Here is a 15,886-nt window from a genome sequence, read left to right as displayed (position 1 = left end):
ACGCACATGGGGCGGGGCTGAGTGTTCCCCCAGCCTAGGGGAAGGTAACGTGGAGTCCGTGCACGTACTCAGCGTCAGCTCTCTCAAGGGAGGCGTCGGCAAGACGACCGTGACACTCGGGCTGGCCTCCGCGGCTTTCGCCCGGGGTGTCCGGACGCTCGTCGTCGACCTCGACCCGCAGTCCGACGTCTCCACCGGGATGGACATCCAGGTCGCGGGACGACTCAACATCGCCGATGTGCTGGCGAACCCGAAGGAGAAGACCGTCCGTCAGGCGATCACCTCCAGCGGCTGGGCCAAGGTCCACCCCGGCACGATCGACGTGCTGATCGGCAGTCCGTCCGCCATCAACTTCGACGGCCCGCACCCGAGCGTCCGCGACGTGTGGAAGCTCGAGGAGGCCCTCGCGGCAGTTGAGGCCGACTACGACCTCGTGCTCATCGACTGCGCCCCGTCGCTGAACGCCCTGACGCGAACGGCGTGGGCCGCCAGCGACCGCGTCATGGTCGTCACCGAGCCCGGCCTCTTCTCCGTGGCCGCGGCGGACCGTGCGCTCCGCGCGATCGAGGAGATCCGCCGGGGCCTCTCCCCGCGCCTCCAGCCGCTGGGCATCGTGGTCAACCGCGTCCGTCCGCAGTCGATCGAGCACCAGTTCCGCATCAAGGAGCTGCGGGACATGTTCGGTCCCCTCGTGCTCTCGCCCCAGCTGCCCGAGCGCACCTCGCTCCAGCAGGCCCAGGGCGCCGCGAAGCCTCTGCACATCTGGCCCGGCGACTCCGCACAGGAGCTCGCCGCCGACTTCGACCAGCTCCTCGACCGCATCATCCGCACGGGCCGCGTCCCGGTTCCGGAGAACGGACCGCAGAGCTGACCCCGCGGAACGACGAAACGGCCATCCTCTTCGAGGGTGGCCGTTCTTCGTGAAGCGGGAGGGGACGCGTCAGGCGGTGCGCTTGGCGCGACGGGCCGACAGCTCGTCGACGGGGTCCGGTGCGGTCGGATCGAACGCGACGAGCGTCGACTCCACCTCGCGGAGGACCTTGCCCACCGCGATGCCGAACACGCCCTGGCCGCGGCTGACCAGGTCGATCACCTCGTCGTTCGACGTGCAGAGGTAGACGGAAGCGCCGTCGCTCATGAGGGTCGTGCCGGCGAGGTCGCGGATACCCGCACGGCGGAGCTCGTCCACCGCGGTGCGGATCTGCTGCAGGGAGATGCCGGTGTCGAGCAGGCTCTTGACGAGCTTGAGCACGAGGATGTCGCGGAAGCCGTAGAGGCGCTGCGATCCGGAGCCGTTCGCACCGCGCACGGTGGGCTCCACGAGCTCGGTGCGAGCCCAGTAGTCCAGCTGACGGTAGGTGATGCCGGCGGCACGGGCCGCCACGGCGCCGCGGTAGCCGACCTCGTCGTCCATCGCGGGCAGACCGTCCGTGAAGAGGAGTTCGGTCACGAACCGCGGGTCGCCTGCGAGCTCATCCGCATTCATCTGAAATCCTCCCTGGAACGGTTATCTCCACGGTAGAGCAGGGTCCCGGCACCGGCAACGACATCCGTGCGACGCCGAAGGTGTGTCGCAATCAGTTCGTTACGAAAGGATCCGGGTGAGCGCGTCCTTCACGAAGAGCGTCCGCACATCGTCGATCCGCGTGGCCAGCTCCGGGGCCAATTCGTTGGCACGAGCACGGGACGCCGCGTCCGTGCGGCGCAGCAGCGTGGAGAGCGCCGACTCGATGAGCGACACCTCGCGCTCGGCGCCCTGCCGCAGGGAGCGCAGGTGCCGAGGCTCGATGCCATGCCGATCGAGGGCGACGAGCCCGCGGAGCAGCGCGACGGTGGATTCCGGGTACGTCTCCTGGGCGGTGATGACACCCGTGCTGATCGCGTCGTTGAGCAGCTGTGGTCCCGCGCCCGCCGCGGCGAGCAGCTCCTCACGGCGGTAGCGACGCGGCGCGGGGGCGATGGAGGGCGGCGGCGCGAGCGCGGCGGTCTCGCCGGACGCCTCCGCCTCATCGAGCTGCTCGCGGATCACGCTGAGCGGAAGGTAGTGATCCCGCTGCAGCGTGAGGCCCAGGCGCAGCCGCTCGATGTCGGACGCGGAGAACTTGCGGTAGCCGGATTCGGTGCGGGAGGGGCGGACGATGCCCTGCACCTCGAGGAACCGCAGCTTGCTGGAGGTCAGGTCGGGGAACTCCGGGGTGAGGCGGGCGAGCACCTGACCGATACTCAGCAGGCCCGCGGACGCCGAGCGTTCGCGGGCGGGAGTCGCCGCCATCAGGCGTTCGCCGCGCGGTCGAGCGGAGAAGCGAAGAAGTTCAGACGGAACTTGCCGACGCGCAGCTCGGAGCCGTCCGCGAGGGCGCTGCGATCGACGCGCTCCCCGTTCACGTAGGTGCCGTTGAGGGAGCGCTGGTCGATGATCTCGAACGTCGTCCCGGTGCGGGTGATCTCCGCGTGACGACGGGACACCGTGACGTCGTCGAAGAAGATGTCGGCCTCCGGGTGACGACCGACGGTGGTGACGTCGGTGTCGAGGAGGTATCGGGCGCCGGCGAGGGCGCCGGAGCGGACGAGCAGCAGCGCGGAGCCCGAGGGCAGCGCCGCGATGGCCGACTGCTCGACATCGGTCAACTCCACGCCGAACGGCACGAACGACAGATCGGAATCGTGTCCGAACGTCTGCGTCACATCGTGTCTCGGCTCGCCGGAGCGATGGATGGCGGCTTCACCGGCCGGTCGGCTGTCGCTGTCTGTCACTGTGCCCTCCTGGTGGTCCAGACTATCCGATCCGAAGGGGTGCGCGGGAGGCCGCTTTCGCACTCAGCGGTCCCATACCGGGGATTCATAGGCTGGACTCGTGAAGACCACAGCCCTGCGCCGCACGGCGGCCCCGATCGCCCTCGCGGCCACCCTCCTCGCCGCGTTCCTCGTCCTCTTCTCCCCGCTGTCGGCCTCGGCCCACGACGCCCTCGTGTCGTCGTCGCCCGCGGCGGACAGCAGCGTGGAGACCCTGCCGTCGGAGCTGACCCTGACGTTCAGCGCCAAGCTCATCGACGGGGAGGGTGCGACGGAGGTCGTCGTCACCGACCCGGAGGGCGAGTCCGTGACCGACGGCGCCCCGACGGTCGACGGCGCGATCGTGACCCAGCCCCTGACCGGTTCGGGACCCGCCGGCGAGTACCACGTCGTGTGGAAGGTCGTCTCGAGCGACGGTCACCCGACCTCTGAAGAGTTCTCCTTCACCGTCACCGTCGGCGACGAGGGCGCCGCGACGGACGAGCCCACCACCGCTCCCCCGACGGCGGCACCGACGACGGAGCAGACCGCCACCCCCGAGGCGACCGCGACGACGACGCCGGACGCCGGAGAAGACGCCGGAGCCGCTCCGGCATGGATCTGGGTGCTCGTGATCCTCGGCGCGCTCGCGGTGCTCGCCCTCGTCCTCTGGCTCACCCTGCGCGGTCGTCGGCGCCCCGCTCCGACCGATTCCGACGCCCCCTCGGAGCGATAGGCTTAAGGCATGCCACATTACGACGTCGTCATCCTTGGTGCAGGTCCTGGCGGATACGTCGCTGCGGTTCGCAGCGCACAGCTCGGCCTGTCCACCGCGATCATCGAGGAGAAGTACTGGGGTGGTGTCTGCCTCAACGTCGGCTGCATCCCTTCCAAGGCGCTCCTGAAGAACGCGGAGATCGCGCACACCCTGAACCACAAGGCCGACTTCTTCGGGATCTCCGGAGAGTTCACGATCGACTACGGCAAGGCGTTCGACCGCAGCCGCGTCGTCGCGGACGGCCGGGTCAAGGGCATCCACTTCCTCATGAAGAAGAACAAGGTGACCGAGTACGACGGCCGCGGCACCTTCACCGGCCCCAAGGCCATCTCCGTCGCGAAGGCGGACGGCTCCACCGAAGAGGTCACGTTCGACAACGTGATCATCGCGACCGGCTCCAAGGTGCGCCTGCTCCCGGGAGTGCAGCTCAGCGACAACGTCGTGACCTACGAGGAGCAGATCCTCTCCCGTGAGCTGCCGAAGTCCATCGTGATCGTCGGCGCCGGCGCCATCGGCATGGAGTTCGCCTACGTGATGACGAACTACGGCGTGAAGGTCACGATCATCGAGTTCCTCGACCGCGCCCTCCCCAACGAGGACGCCGACGTGTCGAAGGAGATCACCAAGCAGTACAAGAACTACGGCGTCGACATCCTCACCTCCACCAAGGTCGAGTCGGTCGTCGACAACGGCTCCTCCGTGACCGTCTCGTACACGGGCAAGGACGGCCAGCAGGCGTCGATCGAGGCCGACAAGGTGCTCATGTCGGTCGGGTTCGCCCCGAACGTCGAGGGCTTCGGACTCGACAAGACGGGTGTGAAGCTCACGGAGCGCGGCGCGATCGACATCGACGACCACATGCGCACCAACGTCGAGGGCATCTACGCCATCGGCGACGTCACCGCCAAGCTGCAGCTCGCCCACGTCGCCGAGGCGCAGGGCGTCGTCGCGGCCGAGACCATCGGCGGCGCCGAGACCATGACGCTGGGCGACTACCGCATGATGCCGCGGGCGACGTTCTGCTCGCCGCAGGTGGCCTCGTTCGGACTGACCGAGCAGCAGGCCAAGGACGAGGGGCGCGAGATCAAGGTCGCGACCTTCCCGTTCATGGCCAACGGCAAGGCCCACGGCCTCGGCGAGCCGGTCGGCTTCGTCAAGCTCATCGCCGACGCCGAGCACCTGGAGCTCATCGGCGCGCACATGATCGGCCCCGACGTGTCGGAGCTGCTTCCCGAGCTCACGCTCGCACAGAAGTGGGACCTCACGGCTCTCGAGCTGGCCCGCAACGTGCACACGCACCCGACGCTGTCGGAGGCGCTGCAGGAGGGCTTCCACGGCCTCGCCGGCCACATGATCAACTTCTGATCCGACGCCTCGAGAAGGCCCGGTCCGCGCATCGCGGACCGGGCCTTCTCGCGTCACAGACCGCGCATGGTGATGAGGCCGGTCGTCCACCCGCGCAGCGCTGAGGAGCCGAGCACGCCGACCAGGCCCTCCCGCGCGGCGACGACCGGCGCGATCGCCGGAGCACCCATCGCCATGAAGAACGCGGAACGACGATGCGCCTTCCGCGCGGTCCGCTGGACCTCCCGGGCGAAGCCGTCCAGGACGGGGACGGCGCCCCGGTCGGTCCGGCGCAACGCGTCCCGGAGCCGGAGCGCATCCGCCCAGCCGAGGTTCATGCCCTGACCACCGATGGGGCTCACCTCGTGCGCGGCGTCCCCGAGCAGGACGATCCGTCCGCGGTGCAGCCGTCGAGCCGCGTGCTGAGCGGCGCGGAACGACGAGACCGCCGCCGCGGGGTCCACGTCGAGGAGGTTCCCCGTCCGGCGCCCGACGATGTCCGCCAGCTCGCCGGCGGACGCCACCGTCCGGTCGCCGTCTTCGCGCACCACCCAGCGGCGCCGTCCACCCGGCAGCGGGAAGGACTCGACGAGACCGTCCGGCTCGAAGTACAGCACGGCGCGATCGTCGGCCTGCGGATCGTCGACGTCGAGCATCGCGTAGCCGGCACTCCCCGACCGCCGACCCCAGCCGGCGCCGAACGCCGCCCGCAGAGGACTCCGCACACCGTCGGCGACCACCACGACCGACGCCGTCTCCTCGACGGGCCCGTGCTCACCGTCGATCCCGACCCGGACGAGCGGACCGTCGTCCTGGACGGACCGGACGGCGGAGCCGAACTGCAGCGCATCGGGTCGCAGCGTCCGCAGGCGGTCGCGCAGCAGCTCCTCGGTGCGGGGCTGCGCCAGCGTGAGGATGGGACGCTCGGGAGGGAAGGTCAGGGCGGCGAGCCGTCGCCCGCGGCTGCGGACCTCGCCGCTCGACAGGCGGAGCGCCGCGGAGCGGACGTCGGCGCCCACTCCGGCGGCGTCGAGGGCATCGAGCCCCGGACGATGGATCCCGATCGCCCGCGTCTGCAGGCCGGGCGCGGCGCGACGCTCGCATACGCGCACCCGACGACCGTCCTGCGCGACGAGACAGGCGAGGAGCAGCCCGACCGGACCGCCCCCGACCACGAGGACGTCATGGTCGACCATCCCCACCCTCCCAGCGCAGCTCCAGACGAGCGGGCAGGTGCGAGCGCACCTCCCAGCCCGGCGGGGCGACGGCCGCGAGCTCCTGCGGCGTGTACGAGCGGCGGATACTCAGGAGACCGTCGACCCGGATGAAGGACCCGGCGAGGAGGTTCCGCGCGAACGGCCAGGTTCCTGCCGCGAACGCCCCGTAGGCCAGGCGGCTGCGGGCGATGTCGTGGTGGGAGATGAGTCCTCGGTCACCCACCAGCGCACGGGAGTCGTCGAGCACCGCGTGCAGTGCTGCGGCGTCGAGGTGGTGGAGGACGTGGTTGGAGAGCACGACGTCATAGGTGTCGCCCGCCGCCACGAGGTCGCCGGAGAGCGCATGGCGATAGTGGATGCCTGCGCCGTCGTCGTGCGCCGAGGCCCAGCGGATCGCACGCTCGTCGGCGTCCAGAGCGGTGATGTCGGCGCGGAGGCCGTCGCGTCGCAGTCTCCGGACGAGGTCGCGGCACAGGTCTCCCCCACCGGCACCGATGTCGAGGATGCGCAGCGGACGCCCGGCCACCGCCCGCGGGCGGATGTCCCGCCGATACAGCCGCCCGGGGCGGGAGACGACCGCGTTGACGGCGCTGAAGCGCCCGTACGTGCGACCGAGCGCCTCCTCGTCGGCGGCGGGGTCGTCCATGAGCTCGACGAGGTCGACGGCGCGCGCCGACAGATCCACGCTCACGGTGCGGGTGCGACGACGGTCAGCAGCGCGCTCTCGGCGGTGAGCCCCGGGCCGAAGGCCATCGCCGCCACACGGTCGCCGGGTTCCGCATCCTCCTGCTCGAGGATGCGCTTCAGTACGAACAGCACGGTCGCACTCGACATGTTCCCGTACTCCCGGAGCGTCTCCCGCGCCGGTCGCAGCTGCCCGTCACTCAGCGCCATCCGCTCCTGCACGCGATCGAGGATGCTCCGCCCGCCGGGGTGGATCGCCCAGTGGCGCACCCGGTCGCCCACCCGCCCGGCGGCGAAGGCCTCCGCCAAGCCGTCCTCCCGCCCGTAGAGCGGCGCGAGTGCCCCGATGATCGACTCGCCGATGATCTGCGGGACGGCGGTGGAGAGGATCATCTCGAAGCCGGAGTCGCCGATCGTCCAGGCCATGTCGTCCACGCCCTCCGGCACGATCGCCGTGTGGAAGCCGTCGAGCCGGAGCGCGGGGACGGTCGTGGGAAGGTCCCGTGCCGTCACGATCCCGGCGGCCGCCCCGTCGGCGAACAGGGAGGAGGCGACGATGGTGTCCGGGTCCTCGGAGGACCGCAGGTGCAGGGTGCACAGCTCGACGCTGACGACGAGGACGACGGCGTTCTCGTCGGCCGCGCAGAACTGGCCGGCGGCGCGGAGGGCCGGCATCGAGGCGTAGCACCCCATGAAGCCGAAGTGATAGCGCTGGACGGCGTCGGACAGGCCGAGCTCGCGCACGATCTCGTACTCGGGGCCCGGGGCGTGGAAGCCCGTGCAGGAGACCGTGATGACGTGCGTCACGTCCGCCGGGCTCAGGTCGGGGTCCGCCTCGAGGGCGCGGCGCGCGACCTCGACGAAGAGACGGGAGGCCTCGCGCGTGTAGACGTCGTTGCGTGCCCTCGTACCCGGCGCCAGCAGCTGCCCGGAGACGCGATCGTAGAACAACGGGTCGTCCGGGGAGGCGTCGTCGGCCAGCTCCGCGATCACGGTGTGGCGCGTGTCGATGCCGGAGACGTTGAACGACGTCGCCACGATGCGCTGCGCCAGCCGTCCCAGGCCGGGCTGGGCGGCGAAGACGTCGCGCACCTGCTCCTGCACGAGGACGGTCTCGGGGACGATCGTCTGCAGCGATCGGAGCACGGGCGGTCGACTCATGTGGTCACTCAACCACCCTGCGACCGCACGCGGAAAGGGGTTGCATCCGAGGAGTCGGCGGCCTAGAAGCCGAGAGCCCGGGCGAGCTTCGAATCGGAGCCCGCCTCACGGCCGCCGGCGGCGTGCACCGCACGCTCGATCGCCGCGAAGAACGCCGCACGACCGGCGTCGTCGGAGGGGCCTGCGGGGCCGAGCTCGACCTCCCACTCCCGCCAGGCTCGGCGAGTCCCGCTGCGCAGGTCGGTCGCGCGCACGTGGTCGTCCACGAACTCCGCCACGACGCCGTCCGGTCCGGTGAGGAGGTAGGCCGTTCGGTCGTTCTCGATGCGTGCGAGAGGCTCCAGCGGCGCAGTGGTCCAGGCGGCGATCACCGCGCGCACCGCCGTCGGGACATCCTCGCCGCCGAGGGGCCAGCCCTGCTCGACCCGGCCGTCGCCCTGCCGCGGGCCCTTGATGTGCCAGCCTTCGTCCGGTCCCCCGGAACGACGGCGCACCGCGACGCCGGCACGGGCCAGCGTTCCGTCCGCGGTGTCCAGGTAGCGGGCGTCGAGAGCGCGATGCTCACCGGGCGAGACCGCATCGACGCCGGGGATCGCCGTCCAGTCGGGCAGGGGCGTCCCGTCGTCGACGTCGTACTTGCGCTCGACCTCGACGGTGCGAGAGGGCTCAGTCATCCTCGAGCGTGAGGTCTTCGAGGGCTTCCTCGAACCAGTAGTCGATCTCGGTGGGGCCGTCGCCCTCTCCCGTGTTCTGCGGCTCGCCGCGGCGGTTGTAGACCACCTGCGTCTCGCTGTAGGGGACGATCAGCTTGTCGTCCGCATCGTCGTCGAGGGGGATGATCTGCCCGTCCAGCGGGCCGCCGTGAAGTCGCGCGAGTGCCATGTGCCCAGGGTAGCGCCGCCCTCCCCCATTCGGGGCGACCTGCGCGGTCAGCCGCCGAGGACGCCGAGGACGGCCCCCGCGATCATCCACGGCCCGAAGGCGATGCGGGTCCTCCGATCGGCCCGGCCCGCGGCGAGGAGCACGAGCGCGTAGACCGCTCCGAGCACGAAGGCGGACACCGCGCCGAGGAGGAAGGCCCCCCAGCCGTGCCAGGCGAGGACGAGCCCGATCACCAGGGCGAGCTTCACATCGCCTCCGCCCATGCCCGCCCGGCTGAGCAGCCGCAGGGCCGCATAGAAGCCGCCGAGCACGAGGGCTCCGAGCAGGCCCCGCCCCAGAGCGGCGGCGTCGGTGGTGACGACGGCGTCGGCGACCGCCGCCAGGAGCAGCAGGAACAGGGTCGGCAGCACGATGCGGTTCGGGAGCCGGTGTGTGCGCGCATCGATCACGGTCAGCAGGATGCCGATCGCGAGGAGGCCGCCGTGCACGAGGCCGAGGAGGGCGAGACGGATGTCCATCCCGGCAGGGTAGGGAGATCCGGGACGGCGCGGAGCGCCCTGTGGACAACCCGGAGGGCGATGTCGGATGTACGAACTAGCGTCAGTCGCGTCACTTGCTTTATTCGTACATATCTTCGAGGATGGACACATGGGGATCGGGCTCGATGCGATGACCGCGCTCTCTCCGACCAGCGATACCCGCGCCGGAGAGGTCCTGCGACTGCGCCGCGAGATCAGCCGGATGCAGCGGCGGCGCAGCGAGCACACCCTCCTCCCCCTCGATCCCGCCTTCGCCGCGCTGCTGCCGGACGAGGGACTGCAGACGGGAACCTCGTACACCGTCTCCCCCTCGCCCGCCCTCGTGCTCGCCCTGCTCAGCGCCTCCTCCGGCCGCGGGCACTGGTGCGCGGTGATCGGCATGCCCACCCTGGGGGTCGAGGCCGCCGCCGCCTACGGCATCGATCTGAGCCGCCTGATCCTCGTCCCCGACCCGGGAAACCGCTGGCTCGCCGTCGCATCCGCGCTGGCCGAGGTGGTGCCCCTGATCGTCGTGCAGCCCACGACGAGGGCACGCGACGCCGATGTGTCCCGGCTCAGTGCCCGTCTGCGCGACCGCGGGTCCACGCTGCTCGTGGCGGAGGAACCGGGTGCGGGGCGCTGGGCGCAGAGCGAGGGGACCATCCGGCTCCACGACCCGGACTGGCATGGGCTCGGCGAGGGGTGGGGGCTGCTCTCGGACTGCACGGTGACGGTCACGGCGCGGACCAGGCACAGCCCTCGCGCCTCGAGCGTGCGCGTCCGACTGCCCGGCGGACACGGAGCCGTGGAGACCGCGGCCGCGGAGCTGACCGCTCTGCCACCGCTCGCTCCCTCTGCGACGGGCAGCGCCGTGGCGACAGACGATGCTGTGGCCGGGTCGTCCGACCTCCTCTTCTGGGCGGAGGCAGGATGAACGCCCCGCTCCGCGTCCTCGTGCTCTGGTTCCCCGACTGGCCGCTGCGAGCGGTGCTGGGCGGAGGCCCGCACCCGCCGACGGCCCTGGTGCAGGCGAACACGGTCGTCGCCTGCACCGCATCGGCCCGCGCACACGGCGTCCGCATCGGCCAGCGCCGCCGCGTCGCCCAGGGCCTCCTCTCCTCCTTGCAGGTCCTCCCCCACGACGCCGAGAAGGACGAACGCGCCTTCGTCCCCGTGCTGCAGCTCATCGAGAAGCACGCCCCGGGTGTGACGCTGCTGCGCCCCGGCCTCGCGATCCTGCGCGCCCGCGGCATCGCCCGCTATCACGGCGGGGAGACCGAGGCGGCGACAGCCCTGTCCGCGGTCCTCGCCGCTGCAGGCTTCCCCGAAGTGCGTGTCGGCGTCGCCGACGGACCCTTCACCGCCGAGATCGCGGCCCGAGGAACGGCGTCCTGCACGGTCGTGCCCCCGGGCGGCTCCCGGGAGTTCCTGGCCCCCTACCCCGTGCAGGTGCTCCGCGACGAGCAGATCAGCGATCTCCTCCTCCGCCTCGGCGTGCGCACTCTCGGCGAGTTCACCGCGCTCGCCCCTCTCGACGTCCGCGACCGCTTCGGCGAGCATGGTGCCCGCCTGCAGGCCCTCGCCGCCGGCGCCGACTCCCGGCCCCTGGCTCCCCGGCCGCCCGACCCCGAACTGGCCAGGACCATCGAGTTCGAGTCCCCTCTCGGGGGCACCGACCAGGTGGCCTTCGCCGTGCGGCAGACCGCCGATGCCGTGATGCTCGCCCTGGCGGACGCGTCGCTCGTGTGCACCGAGGTGCGGATCGACCTGACCGACGACGACGGCGCCGTCCACTCCCGCACCTGGCTGCACCCGACGAGCTTCGACGCCGCCGACCTCGTGGACCGCGTGCGCTGGCAGCTGGAGGCGCTGGCCGCCCTGACCGCGAGCGCGCCCGTCGACGAGGCGAGGGCATTCGGGGGCATCGTGGCCGCCCGTCTCCTCCCCGTCGCGGTGGATGATGCGGCCCACCACCAACCGGGGCTCTTCGGCTCGGGTACCGATGAGCGACTGCATCACGCGGTCTCCCGGGTGCAGACCATGCTGGGGCATCAGGGCGTGGTCACCGCCGCCCTCTCCGGAGGGCGCTGGCTCGCCGATCGTCAGGTGCTCACGCCGTGGGGCGAACGCCCGGTCCCGCCTCGTGATCCACGGTCCCCCTGGCCGGGGAGCCTCCCCGACCCTCTCCCCTCCGAGGTGTTCCGCCCACCGCGCCCCATCGGCGTCGTCGCCGCGGACGGGAGCACGATCGACGTCGACGATCGCGGCGCCCTCACGCATGACCCCGCCCGCATCGACGGGGCGACCGTGCAGGCCTGGGCCGGGCCGTGGCCCGTGCACGAGCGGCGGTGGAGCACGGGCGGCGGCAAACGAGGCCACCGGCTCCAGATCGTCGACGACCGTGACCGCGCCTGGCTGGTCTTCCTGGCCGGCGAGCGCTGGTGGGCCGAGGGGAGGTACCGCTGATGGGCTGGCACAATCCGCCGTTGACCTGGGATCAGCTCGAGCGCACCCTCAGCGGCGAGCCCACGCCCGAAGCGACCTCCGCACCGCGGGGACTCCGCCCGGATCCCGGACCGGTGAGTCGTCCGCGGAAGCTCGTCCCCCCGATCCTCCCGGAGCGCCCGGAAGAGGCGGTGCCCTATGCCGAGCTGCACGCGCACTCGTCCTACTCCTTCCTCGACGGGGCGTCCTCCCCCGAGGATCTGCTCGCGGAGGCCGAGCGTCTCGGCCTGAGCGCGCTCGCGCTCACCGACCACGACGGGTTCTACGGCGCCGCGCGCTTCGCCGAGCTGGCGGAGCTCATGGAGCTGCGGCTGCAGACCGTCTACGGCGCCGAGCTCTCCCTCGATCTGCCCTCCGCTCCGCAGGGGGCCGCCGACCCGCCGGGCACGCATCTGCTCGTGCTCGCCCGGGGCCTCGAGGGGTACCACCGCCTGTCGGGGGCGATCACCGCGGCCCAGCTCCGCGGCGGAGAGAAGGGACGCCCGGTCTACGACCTCGACGAGCTCGCGGCGACCGCCGACGGGCACTGGACGATCCTCACCGGCTGCCGCAAGGGGGCGGTACGGCAGGGGCTGGAGGCCGGGGACGCCGCCGCGCCGCTGCGCCACCTCGTCGACCTCTTCGGACGCGACAACATCGCCGTCGAGCTCTTCGACCACGGCGATCCGCTGGACACCCGGCGGAACGACGCCCTGGCCGACCTCGCCCGCCGGATGCGGCTGCCCGTCGTGGCGACCAACAACGTGCACTACGCCCGCCCGGATCAGGCCCCTCTCGCCGAGGCGGTGGCCGCGGTCCGCGCGGTCCGGAGCATGGACGAGCTCGACGGCTGGCTCCCGGCCCATGGCGGCGCGCACCTGCGCAGCGGCGCGGAGATGACGGCGCGCTTCCGGCGGTACCCCGGTGCGATCTCGCACGGCCTGGAGCTGGCTGCGGCCTCGGCCTTCCCACTTCGGATGGCGCGCCCGGCCCTCCCCCGCCAGGACGTGCCGACGGGACACACCCCGATGAGTTGGCTGCGGCACCTGGTCTGGGAGGCGGTTCCGTCGAAGTATCCGCGGCTGGACGAGGACGGCCGTCGGCGCATCGCCCGCGAGCTCGACGTGATCGAGGAGAAGGACTTCCCCGGATACTTCCTCATCGTGCACGGCATCGTGGCGGAAGCCCGGCGACGCGGCATCCTCTGCCAGGGCCGGGGTTCCGCGGCGGCGAGCGCGGTCTGCTACCTGCTGGGCATCACCGCGGTCGATCCGATCCTCTACCGTCTCCCCTTCGAGCGCTTCCTCGCCACCACCCGCACGGAGGAGCCGGACATCGACGTGGACTTCGACTCACGGCGCCGGGAGGAGATCATCCAGTGGGTCTATCGGGAGTACGGCAGGGAGCGGGCGGCCCAGGTGGCGAACGTCATCCAGTACCGTCCGAAGAACGCGGTCCGCGACATGGCCAGAGCCCTGGGGCACTCCCCGGGGCAGCAGGACTCCTGGTCGCGGCAGGTGGACGGCTGGGGATCGGGACTCGAACCCGTCGAGGGCCACGACATCCCCGAGACCGTGCTCGACTACGCAGCCGAGCTGCTGAAGGCTCCGCGGCACCTGGGGATCCACTCGGGCGGCATGGTCCTCACGGCCCGGCCGGTCGGCGAGGTGGTGCCGGTCGAGCACGCCCGCATGGAGGACCGCACCGTCATCCAGTGGGACAAGGACGACGCCGCCTTCATGGGGCTGGTGAAGTTCGACCTCCTCGGCCTGGGCATGCTCGCGGCGCTGCAGCACTGCTTCGACCTAGTCCGGGAGGCGACGGGCGAGGAGTGGACGCTGGAGACCCTGCCGAAGGAGGAGGCCGGCGTCTATGACATGCTCTGTCGGGCCGATTCGATCGGCGTCTTCCAGGTGGAGTCCCGCGCGCAGATCGGGCTGCTCCCGCGGCTGCAGCCGCGGCGCTTCTACGACCTCGCCATCCAGATCGCCCTCATCCGCCCCGGGCCCATCCAGGGCGGCGCCGTGCACCCGTTCGTCCGTCGGAAGATGGCGAAGGACAAGGTGGACGAGGCCAACCGGGAACGGGAGGCCAGGGGCGAGCCCCCGGAGGAGTTCCCCATCCCCTACCCGCACAGCGACCTCGAGGACATCCTCGAGCGGACACTCGGCATCCCCATCTTCCAGGAGCAGCTCATCCAGATGGCCACGGCCGTCGGGGACTGCACGGCCGACGAGGCCGACCTGCTGCGCCGGGCGATGGGGTCGAAGCGGGGTCTGGAGAAGATCGAGAAGGTCAGGGACAAGCTGTACGCCGGGATGGCCCGCCGCGGGCTCGTCGACGAGGCCGCCGACCGGATCTACGCGCAGATCCAGGCGTTCTCGAACTTCGGCTTCGCGGAGTCCCATTCGCTGTCCTTCGCCCTGCTCGTCTACGCGAGCTCATGGTTGAAGCTGCACTATCCGGCCGCGTTCCTCGCGGGCCTGCTGCGGTCGCAGCCGATGGGCTTCTACTCCCCCGCGACCCTCACGGCGGATGCCCGTCGGCACGGCGTGGAGGTCCGGCGCCCGGATCTCCACCTCTCCGGCGCCACCGAGACCCTCGAACCCCTCACGCCCGACGCCGCAGGGACGACCGGGAGGGACGACTGCCTGGCCGACCCGCAGCCGCCCGTGCATCGGTTCGACCGGAGCGCACCGGACGAGTCCGCGGCGCACCGGCGGGACGGACGGTACGCGGTGCGCCTGGGGCTCAGCGGCATCCGCGGGATCGGAGTGCCGATGGCAGAGCGCATCGTCGCCGAGCGGGAAGCGCACGGCCCTTACCGCGATCTGCACGACCTCGTGCGCCGGACCGACGCCACGGCCGCGCAGTTGGAGGCCCTCGCCACCGCCGGAGCCTTCGCGTGCCTCGGGTTGGAGCGCCGGGAGGCCATCTGGCTCGCCGGGGCCGCTGCGGAAGACCGCGCCCGATTCCTCCCGGGGACCACGGTGGCGGTGCAGCCGCCGCTGTTCGCCGACCAGACCAGCTACGAGCGCCTCTCGGCCGATCTCTGGGCCACGGGCATCTCGACCGACGACCACCCGATGACGCACTTCCGCGACGACCTCCGGGCTCGCGGCGTCCTGACGGCCGCAGACCTGCAGCGCCACGAGACCGGACGACGCGTCGAGGTGGCCGGTCTCGTCACCCATCGACAGCGCCCCGCCACGGCCGCCGGCGTCACCTTCGTCAACCTCGAGGACGAGAGCGGGTTGGTGAACGTGATCTGCTCGACGGGGGTCTGGGGCCGGTTCGGTCGCATCGCCCGGGAGTCCCCGGCGCTCATCATCCGCGGCATCCTCGAGCGCTCCCCGGAGGGGGTCGTCAATGTGCTCGCCGACGCCTTCGAAGACCTCCGCACGGGGGTCATGCACCGCTCGCGGGACTTCCGATGACCCCGGTGCGGGAGGGGCCCCGGCCTCCGGCGGTCACCAGAAGCGTTCGGGCTCCTCCGGCGGGGGACGGTCCGATCCACCCCAGCGATCCGCCTCGGCCTTGGCCGCGTTGACCGCCGCATCCGCGCCGCGCAGAGCGATGCCCGCGCCGCTGGCCGACGGCCCGATGGGGTCGATGAGCAGCGACGTCCGCGGAGCGACGCCCACCGCCACCGTGCAGTCGAGGACACGGCCAATCCAGTGCGTCACCTCAGCTCGGGGCTCCTCGGCGCGGCGGTAGCGGATACCGGTGTCCAGGTCGAGCAGCGAGAGGACGACGGGCTCCTGCGTCTGGGGGTCGACGAGTTCGGAGACCTCGACCCGGTGCCCGACCGGGAGTGCGACCTGACCGGCGAAGACGAGCATCCTGTCCATGTCCCCACCCTACGGAACGGTCCGTATCGGCGACAGGGCCGGGAGCCGAGCAGAATTTTCGAAGAAACTTTTGTCCCCCAAATGGCGGACAAGAGGATTAAGGGATATTCTGCTCTTCGTAGCGGGGGCTACCGGCTGAATCTCTGGGGGATCGGCCGTAGAGACAGCGAGACTTCGCCGCCTCCCCAACCGTCC

General features: G+C 71.4%; 16 protein-coding genes. 6 read left to right on the top strand and 10 right to left on the bottom strand.

Features of this window, described 5'->3' with window-relative positions:
* The first annotated feature begins 58 nt into the window (after positions 1 to 58).
* Positions 59 to 871, top strand: coding sequence for a ParA family protein (locus D8M34_RS00580; RefSeq protein ID WP_025105105.1), 813 nt, complete (start codon positions 59 to 61; stop codon positions 869 to 871).
* A 69-nt stretch (positions 872 to 940) separates the two neighbouring features.
* On the opposite strand, the gene D8M34_RS00575 is transcribed toward D8M34_RS00580, so the two are convergent.
* The 3 genes from D8M34_RS00575 to D8M34_RS00565 form a co-directional block, all read right to left on the bottom strand.
* Positions 941 to 1,486, bottom strand: coding sequence for a MerR family transcriptional regulator (locus D8M34_RS00575; RefSeq protein ID WP_025105106.1), 546 nt, complete (start codon positions 1,484 to 1,486; stop codon positions 941 to 943).
* 99 nt (positions 1,487 to 1,585) lie between these two features.
* Positions 1,586 to 2,272 (bottom strand): transcriptional regulator FtsR, encoded by a 687-nt coding sequence (gene ftsR / locus D8M34_RS00570; protein ID WP_062633956.1) that lies wholly within the window; start codon positions 2,270 to 2,272, stop codon positions 1,586 to 1,588.
* The gene (locus tag D8M34_RS00565) at positions 2,272 to 2,754 is read right to left on the bottom strand and encodes an FHA domain-containing protein (protein ID WP_025105108.1); all 483 of its coding nucleotides are present in this window, start codon (positions 2,752 to 2,754) and stop codon (positions 2,272 to 2,274) included. The genes ftsR and D8M34_RS00565 overlap by 1 nt, the downstream gene beginning before the upstream one ends.
* A 100-nt stretch (positions 2,755 to 2,854) precedes the next feature.
* On the opposite strand from D8M34_RS00565, the gene D8M34_RS00560 reads away from it, so the two are divergent.
* Both D8M34_RS00560 and lpdA read left to right on the top strand, forming a co-directional pair.
* Positions 2,855 to 3,508 carry a copper resistance CopC family protein gene (locus D8M34_RS00560; protein WP_126892916.1) on the top strand — a complete coding sequence of 218 codons (654 nt, stop codon included), beginning with the start codon at positions 2,855 to 2,857 and terminating at the stop codon, positions 3,506 to 3,508.
* A 9-nt stretch (positions 3,509 to 3,517) separates the two neighbouring features.
* Positions 3,518 to 4,915 (top strand): dihydrolipoyl dehydrogenase, encoded by a 1,398-nt coding sequence (gene lpdA, locus D8M34_RS00555; protein WP_025105110.1) that lies wholly within the window; start codon positions 3,518 to 3,520, stop codon positions 4,913 to 4,915.
* 53 nt (positions 4,916 to 4,968) lie between these two features.
* Here the strand turns inward: lpdA and D8M34_RS00550 are convergent, their stop codons facing one another.
* The 6 genes from D8M34_RS00550 to D8M34_RS00525 form a co-directional block, all read right to left on the bottom strand.
* Complete coding sequence (locus D8M34_RS00550) at positions 4,969 to 6,090, bottom strand: FAD-dependent oxidoreductase (protein WP_126892915.1); 1,122 nt, start codon at positions 6,088 to 6,090, stop codon at positions 4,969 to 4,971.
* On the bottom strand, positions 6,077 to 6,802 hold the full coding sequence (locus tag D8M34_RS00545) for a methyltransferase domain-containing protein (protein ID WP_126892914.1): 726 nt from the start codon (positions 6,800 to 6,802) through the stop codon (positions 6,077 to 6,079). The genes D8M34_RS00550 and D8M34_RS00545 overlap by 14 nt, the downstream gene beginning before the upstream one ends.
* Positions 6,799 to 7,956, bottom strand: coding sequence for a type III polyketide synthase (locus D8M34_RS00540; RefSeq protein ID WP_062764521.1), 1,158 nt, complete (start codon positions 7,954 to 7,956; stop codon positions 6,799 to 6,801). The genes D8M34_RS00545 and D8M34_RS00540 overlap by 4 nt, the downstream gene beginning before the upstream one ends.
* A gap of 62 nt (positions 7,957 to 8,018) precedes the next feature.
* Entirely contained in the window at positions 8,019 to 8,630 is a 612-nt protein-coding gene (locus D8M34_RS00535) for a CYTH domain-containing protein (protein ID WP_062764524.1), read from the bottom strand.
* Entirely contained in the window at positions 8,623 to 8,838 is a 216-nt protein-coding gene (locus D8M34_RS00530) for a hypothetical protein (protein ID WP_025105115.1), read from the bottom strand. The genes D8M34_RS00535 and D8M34_RS00530 overlap by 8 nt, the downstream gene beginning before the upstream one ends.
* 47 nt (positions 8,839 to 8,885) lie before the next feature.
* Positions 8,886 to 9,356, bottom strand: coding sequence for a prepilin peptidase (locus D8M34_RS00525; protein WP_025105116.1), 471 nt, complete (start codon positions 9,354 to 9,356; stop codon positions 8,886 to 8,888).
* Between the two features lie 130 nt (positions 9,357 to 9,486).
* Between D8M34_RS00525 and D8M34_RS00520 the strand changes: the two genes are divergently transcribed.
* Genes D8M34_RS00520 through D8M34_RS00510 form a run of 3 tightly spaced genes read left to right on the top strand, consistent with a single transcriptional unit; the run spans position 9,487 to position 15,277 of the window.
* Positions 9,487 to 10,290 carry a hypothetical protein gene (locus D8M34_RS00520; RefSeq protein WP_062764527.1) on the top strand — a complete coding sequence of 268 codons (804 nt, stop codon included), beginning with the start codon at positions 9,487 to 9,489 and terminating at the stop codon, positions 10,288 to 10,290.
* The gene (locus D8M34_RS00515) at positions 10,287 to 11,822 is read left to right on the top strand and encodes a DNA polymerase Y family protein (protein ID WP_025105118.1); all 1,536 of its coding nucleotides are present in this window, start codon (positions 10,287 to 10,289) and stop codon (positions 11,820 to 11,822) included. Before D8M34_RS00520 ends, D8M34_RS00515 begins: the two co-directional genes overlap by 4 nt.
* Entirely contained in the window at positions 11,822 to 15,277 is a 3,456-nt protein-coding gene (locus D8M34_RS00510; RefSeq protein ID WP_062764530.1) for an error-prone DNA polymerase, read from the top strand. The genes D8M34_RS00515 and D8M34_RS00510 overlap by 1 nt, the downstream gene beginning before the upstream one ends.
* A 33-nt stretch (positions 15,278 to 15,310) precedes the next feature.
* On the opposite strand, the gene D8M34_RS00505 is transcribed toward D8M34_RS00510, so the two are convergent.
* The gene (locus D8M34_RS00505) at positions 15,311 to 15,691 is read right to left on the bottom strand and encodes a hypothetical protein (protein WP_025105120.1); all 381 of its coding nucleotides are present in this window, start codon (positions 15,689 to 15,691) and stop codon (positions 15,311 to 15,313) included.
* Positions 15,692 to 15,886: the final 195 nt, after the last annotated feature.

It is taken from the genome of Microbacterium sp. HSID17254, assembly GCF_003989315.1.
Lineage (GTDB): Bacteria > Actinomycetota > Actinomycetes > Actinomycetales > Microbacteriaceae > Microbacterium.
The sequence above is the reverse complement of the archived record's forward strand: the minus strand, read 5'-3'. Positions and strand labels throughout refer to the sequence as shown.

Excerpts from the sequence above, each read along its gene's own strand:
- D8M34_RS00510 (WP_062764530.1), top strand. The coding sequence starts at position 11,822 with ATGGGCTGGCACAATCCGCCGTTGACCTGGGATCAGCTCGAGCGCACC.
- D8M34_RS00520 (WP_062764527.1), top strand. The coding sequence starts at position 9,487 with ATGGGGATCGGGCTCGATGCGATGACCGCGCTCTCTCCGACCAGCGAT.
- D8M34_RS00525 (WP_025105116.1), bottom strand. The coding sequence starts at position 9,356 with ATGGACATCCGTCTCGCCCTCCTCGGCCTCGTGCACGGCGGCCTCCTC.
- D8M34_RS00575 (WP_025105106.1), bottom strand. The coding sequence starts at position 1,486 with ATGAATGCGGATGAGCTCGCAGGCGACCCGCGGTTCGTGACCGAACTC.
- D8M34_RS00550 (WP_126892915.1), bottom strand. The coding sequence starts at position 6,090 with ATGGTCGACCATGACGTCCTCGTGGTCGGGGGCGGTCCGGTCGGGCTG.
- D8M34_RS00540 (WP_062764521.1), bottom strand. The coding sequence starts at position 7,956 with ATGAGTCGACCGCCCGTGCTCCGATCGCTGCAGACGATCGTCCCCGAG.
- D8M34_RS00530 (WP_025105115.1), bottom strand. The coding sequence starts at position 8,838 with ATGGCACTCGCGCGACTTCACGGCGGCCCGCTGGACGGGCAGATCATC.
- D8M34_RS00515 (WP_025105118.1), top strand. The coding sequence starts at position 10,287 with ATGAACGCCCCGCTCCGCGTCCTCGTGCTCTGGTTCCCCGACTGGCCG.
- lpdA (WP_025105110.1), top strand. The coding sequence starts at position 3,518 with ATGCCACATTACGACGTCGTCATCCTTGGTGCAGGTCCTGGCGGATAC.
- D8M34_RS00535 (WP_062764524.1), bottom strand. The coding sequence starts at position 8,630 with ATGACTGAGCCCTCTCGCACCGTCGAGGTCGAGCGCAAGTACGACGTC.
- ftsR (WP_062633956.1), bottom strand. The coding sequence starts at position 2,272 with ATGGCGGCGACTCCCGCCCGCGAACGCTCGGCGTCCGCGGGCCTGCTG.
- D8M34_RS00505 (WP_025105120.1), bottom strand. The coding sequence starts at position 15,691 with ATGGACAGGATGCTCGTCTTCGCCGGTCAGGTCGCACTCCCGGTCGGG.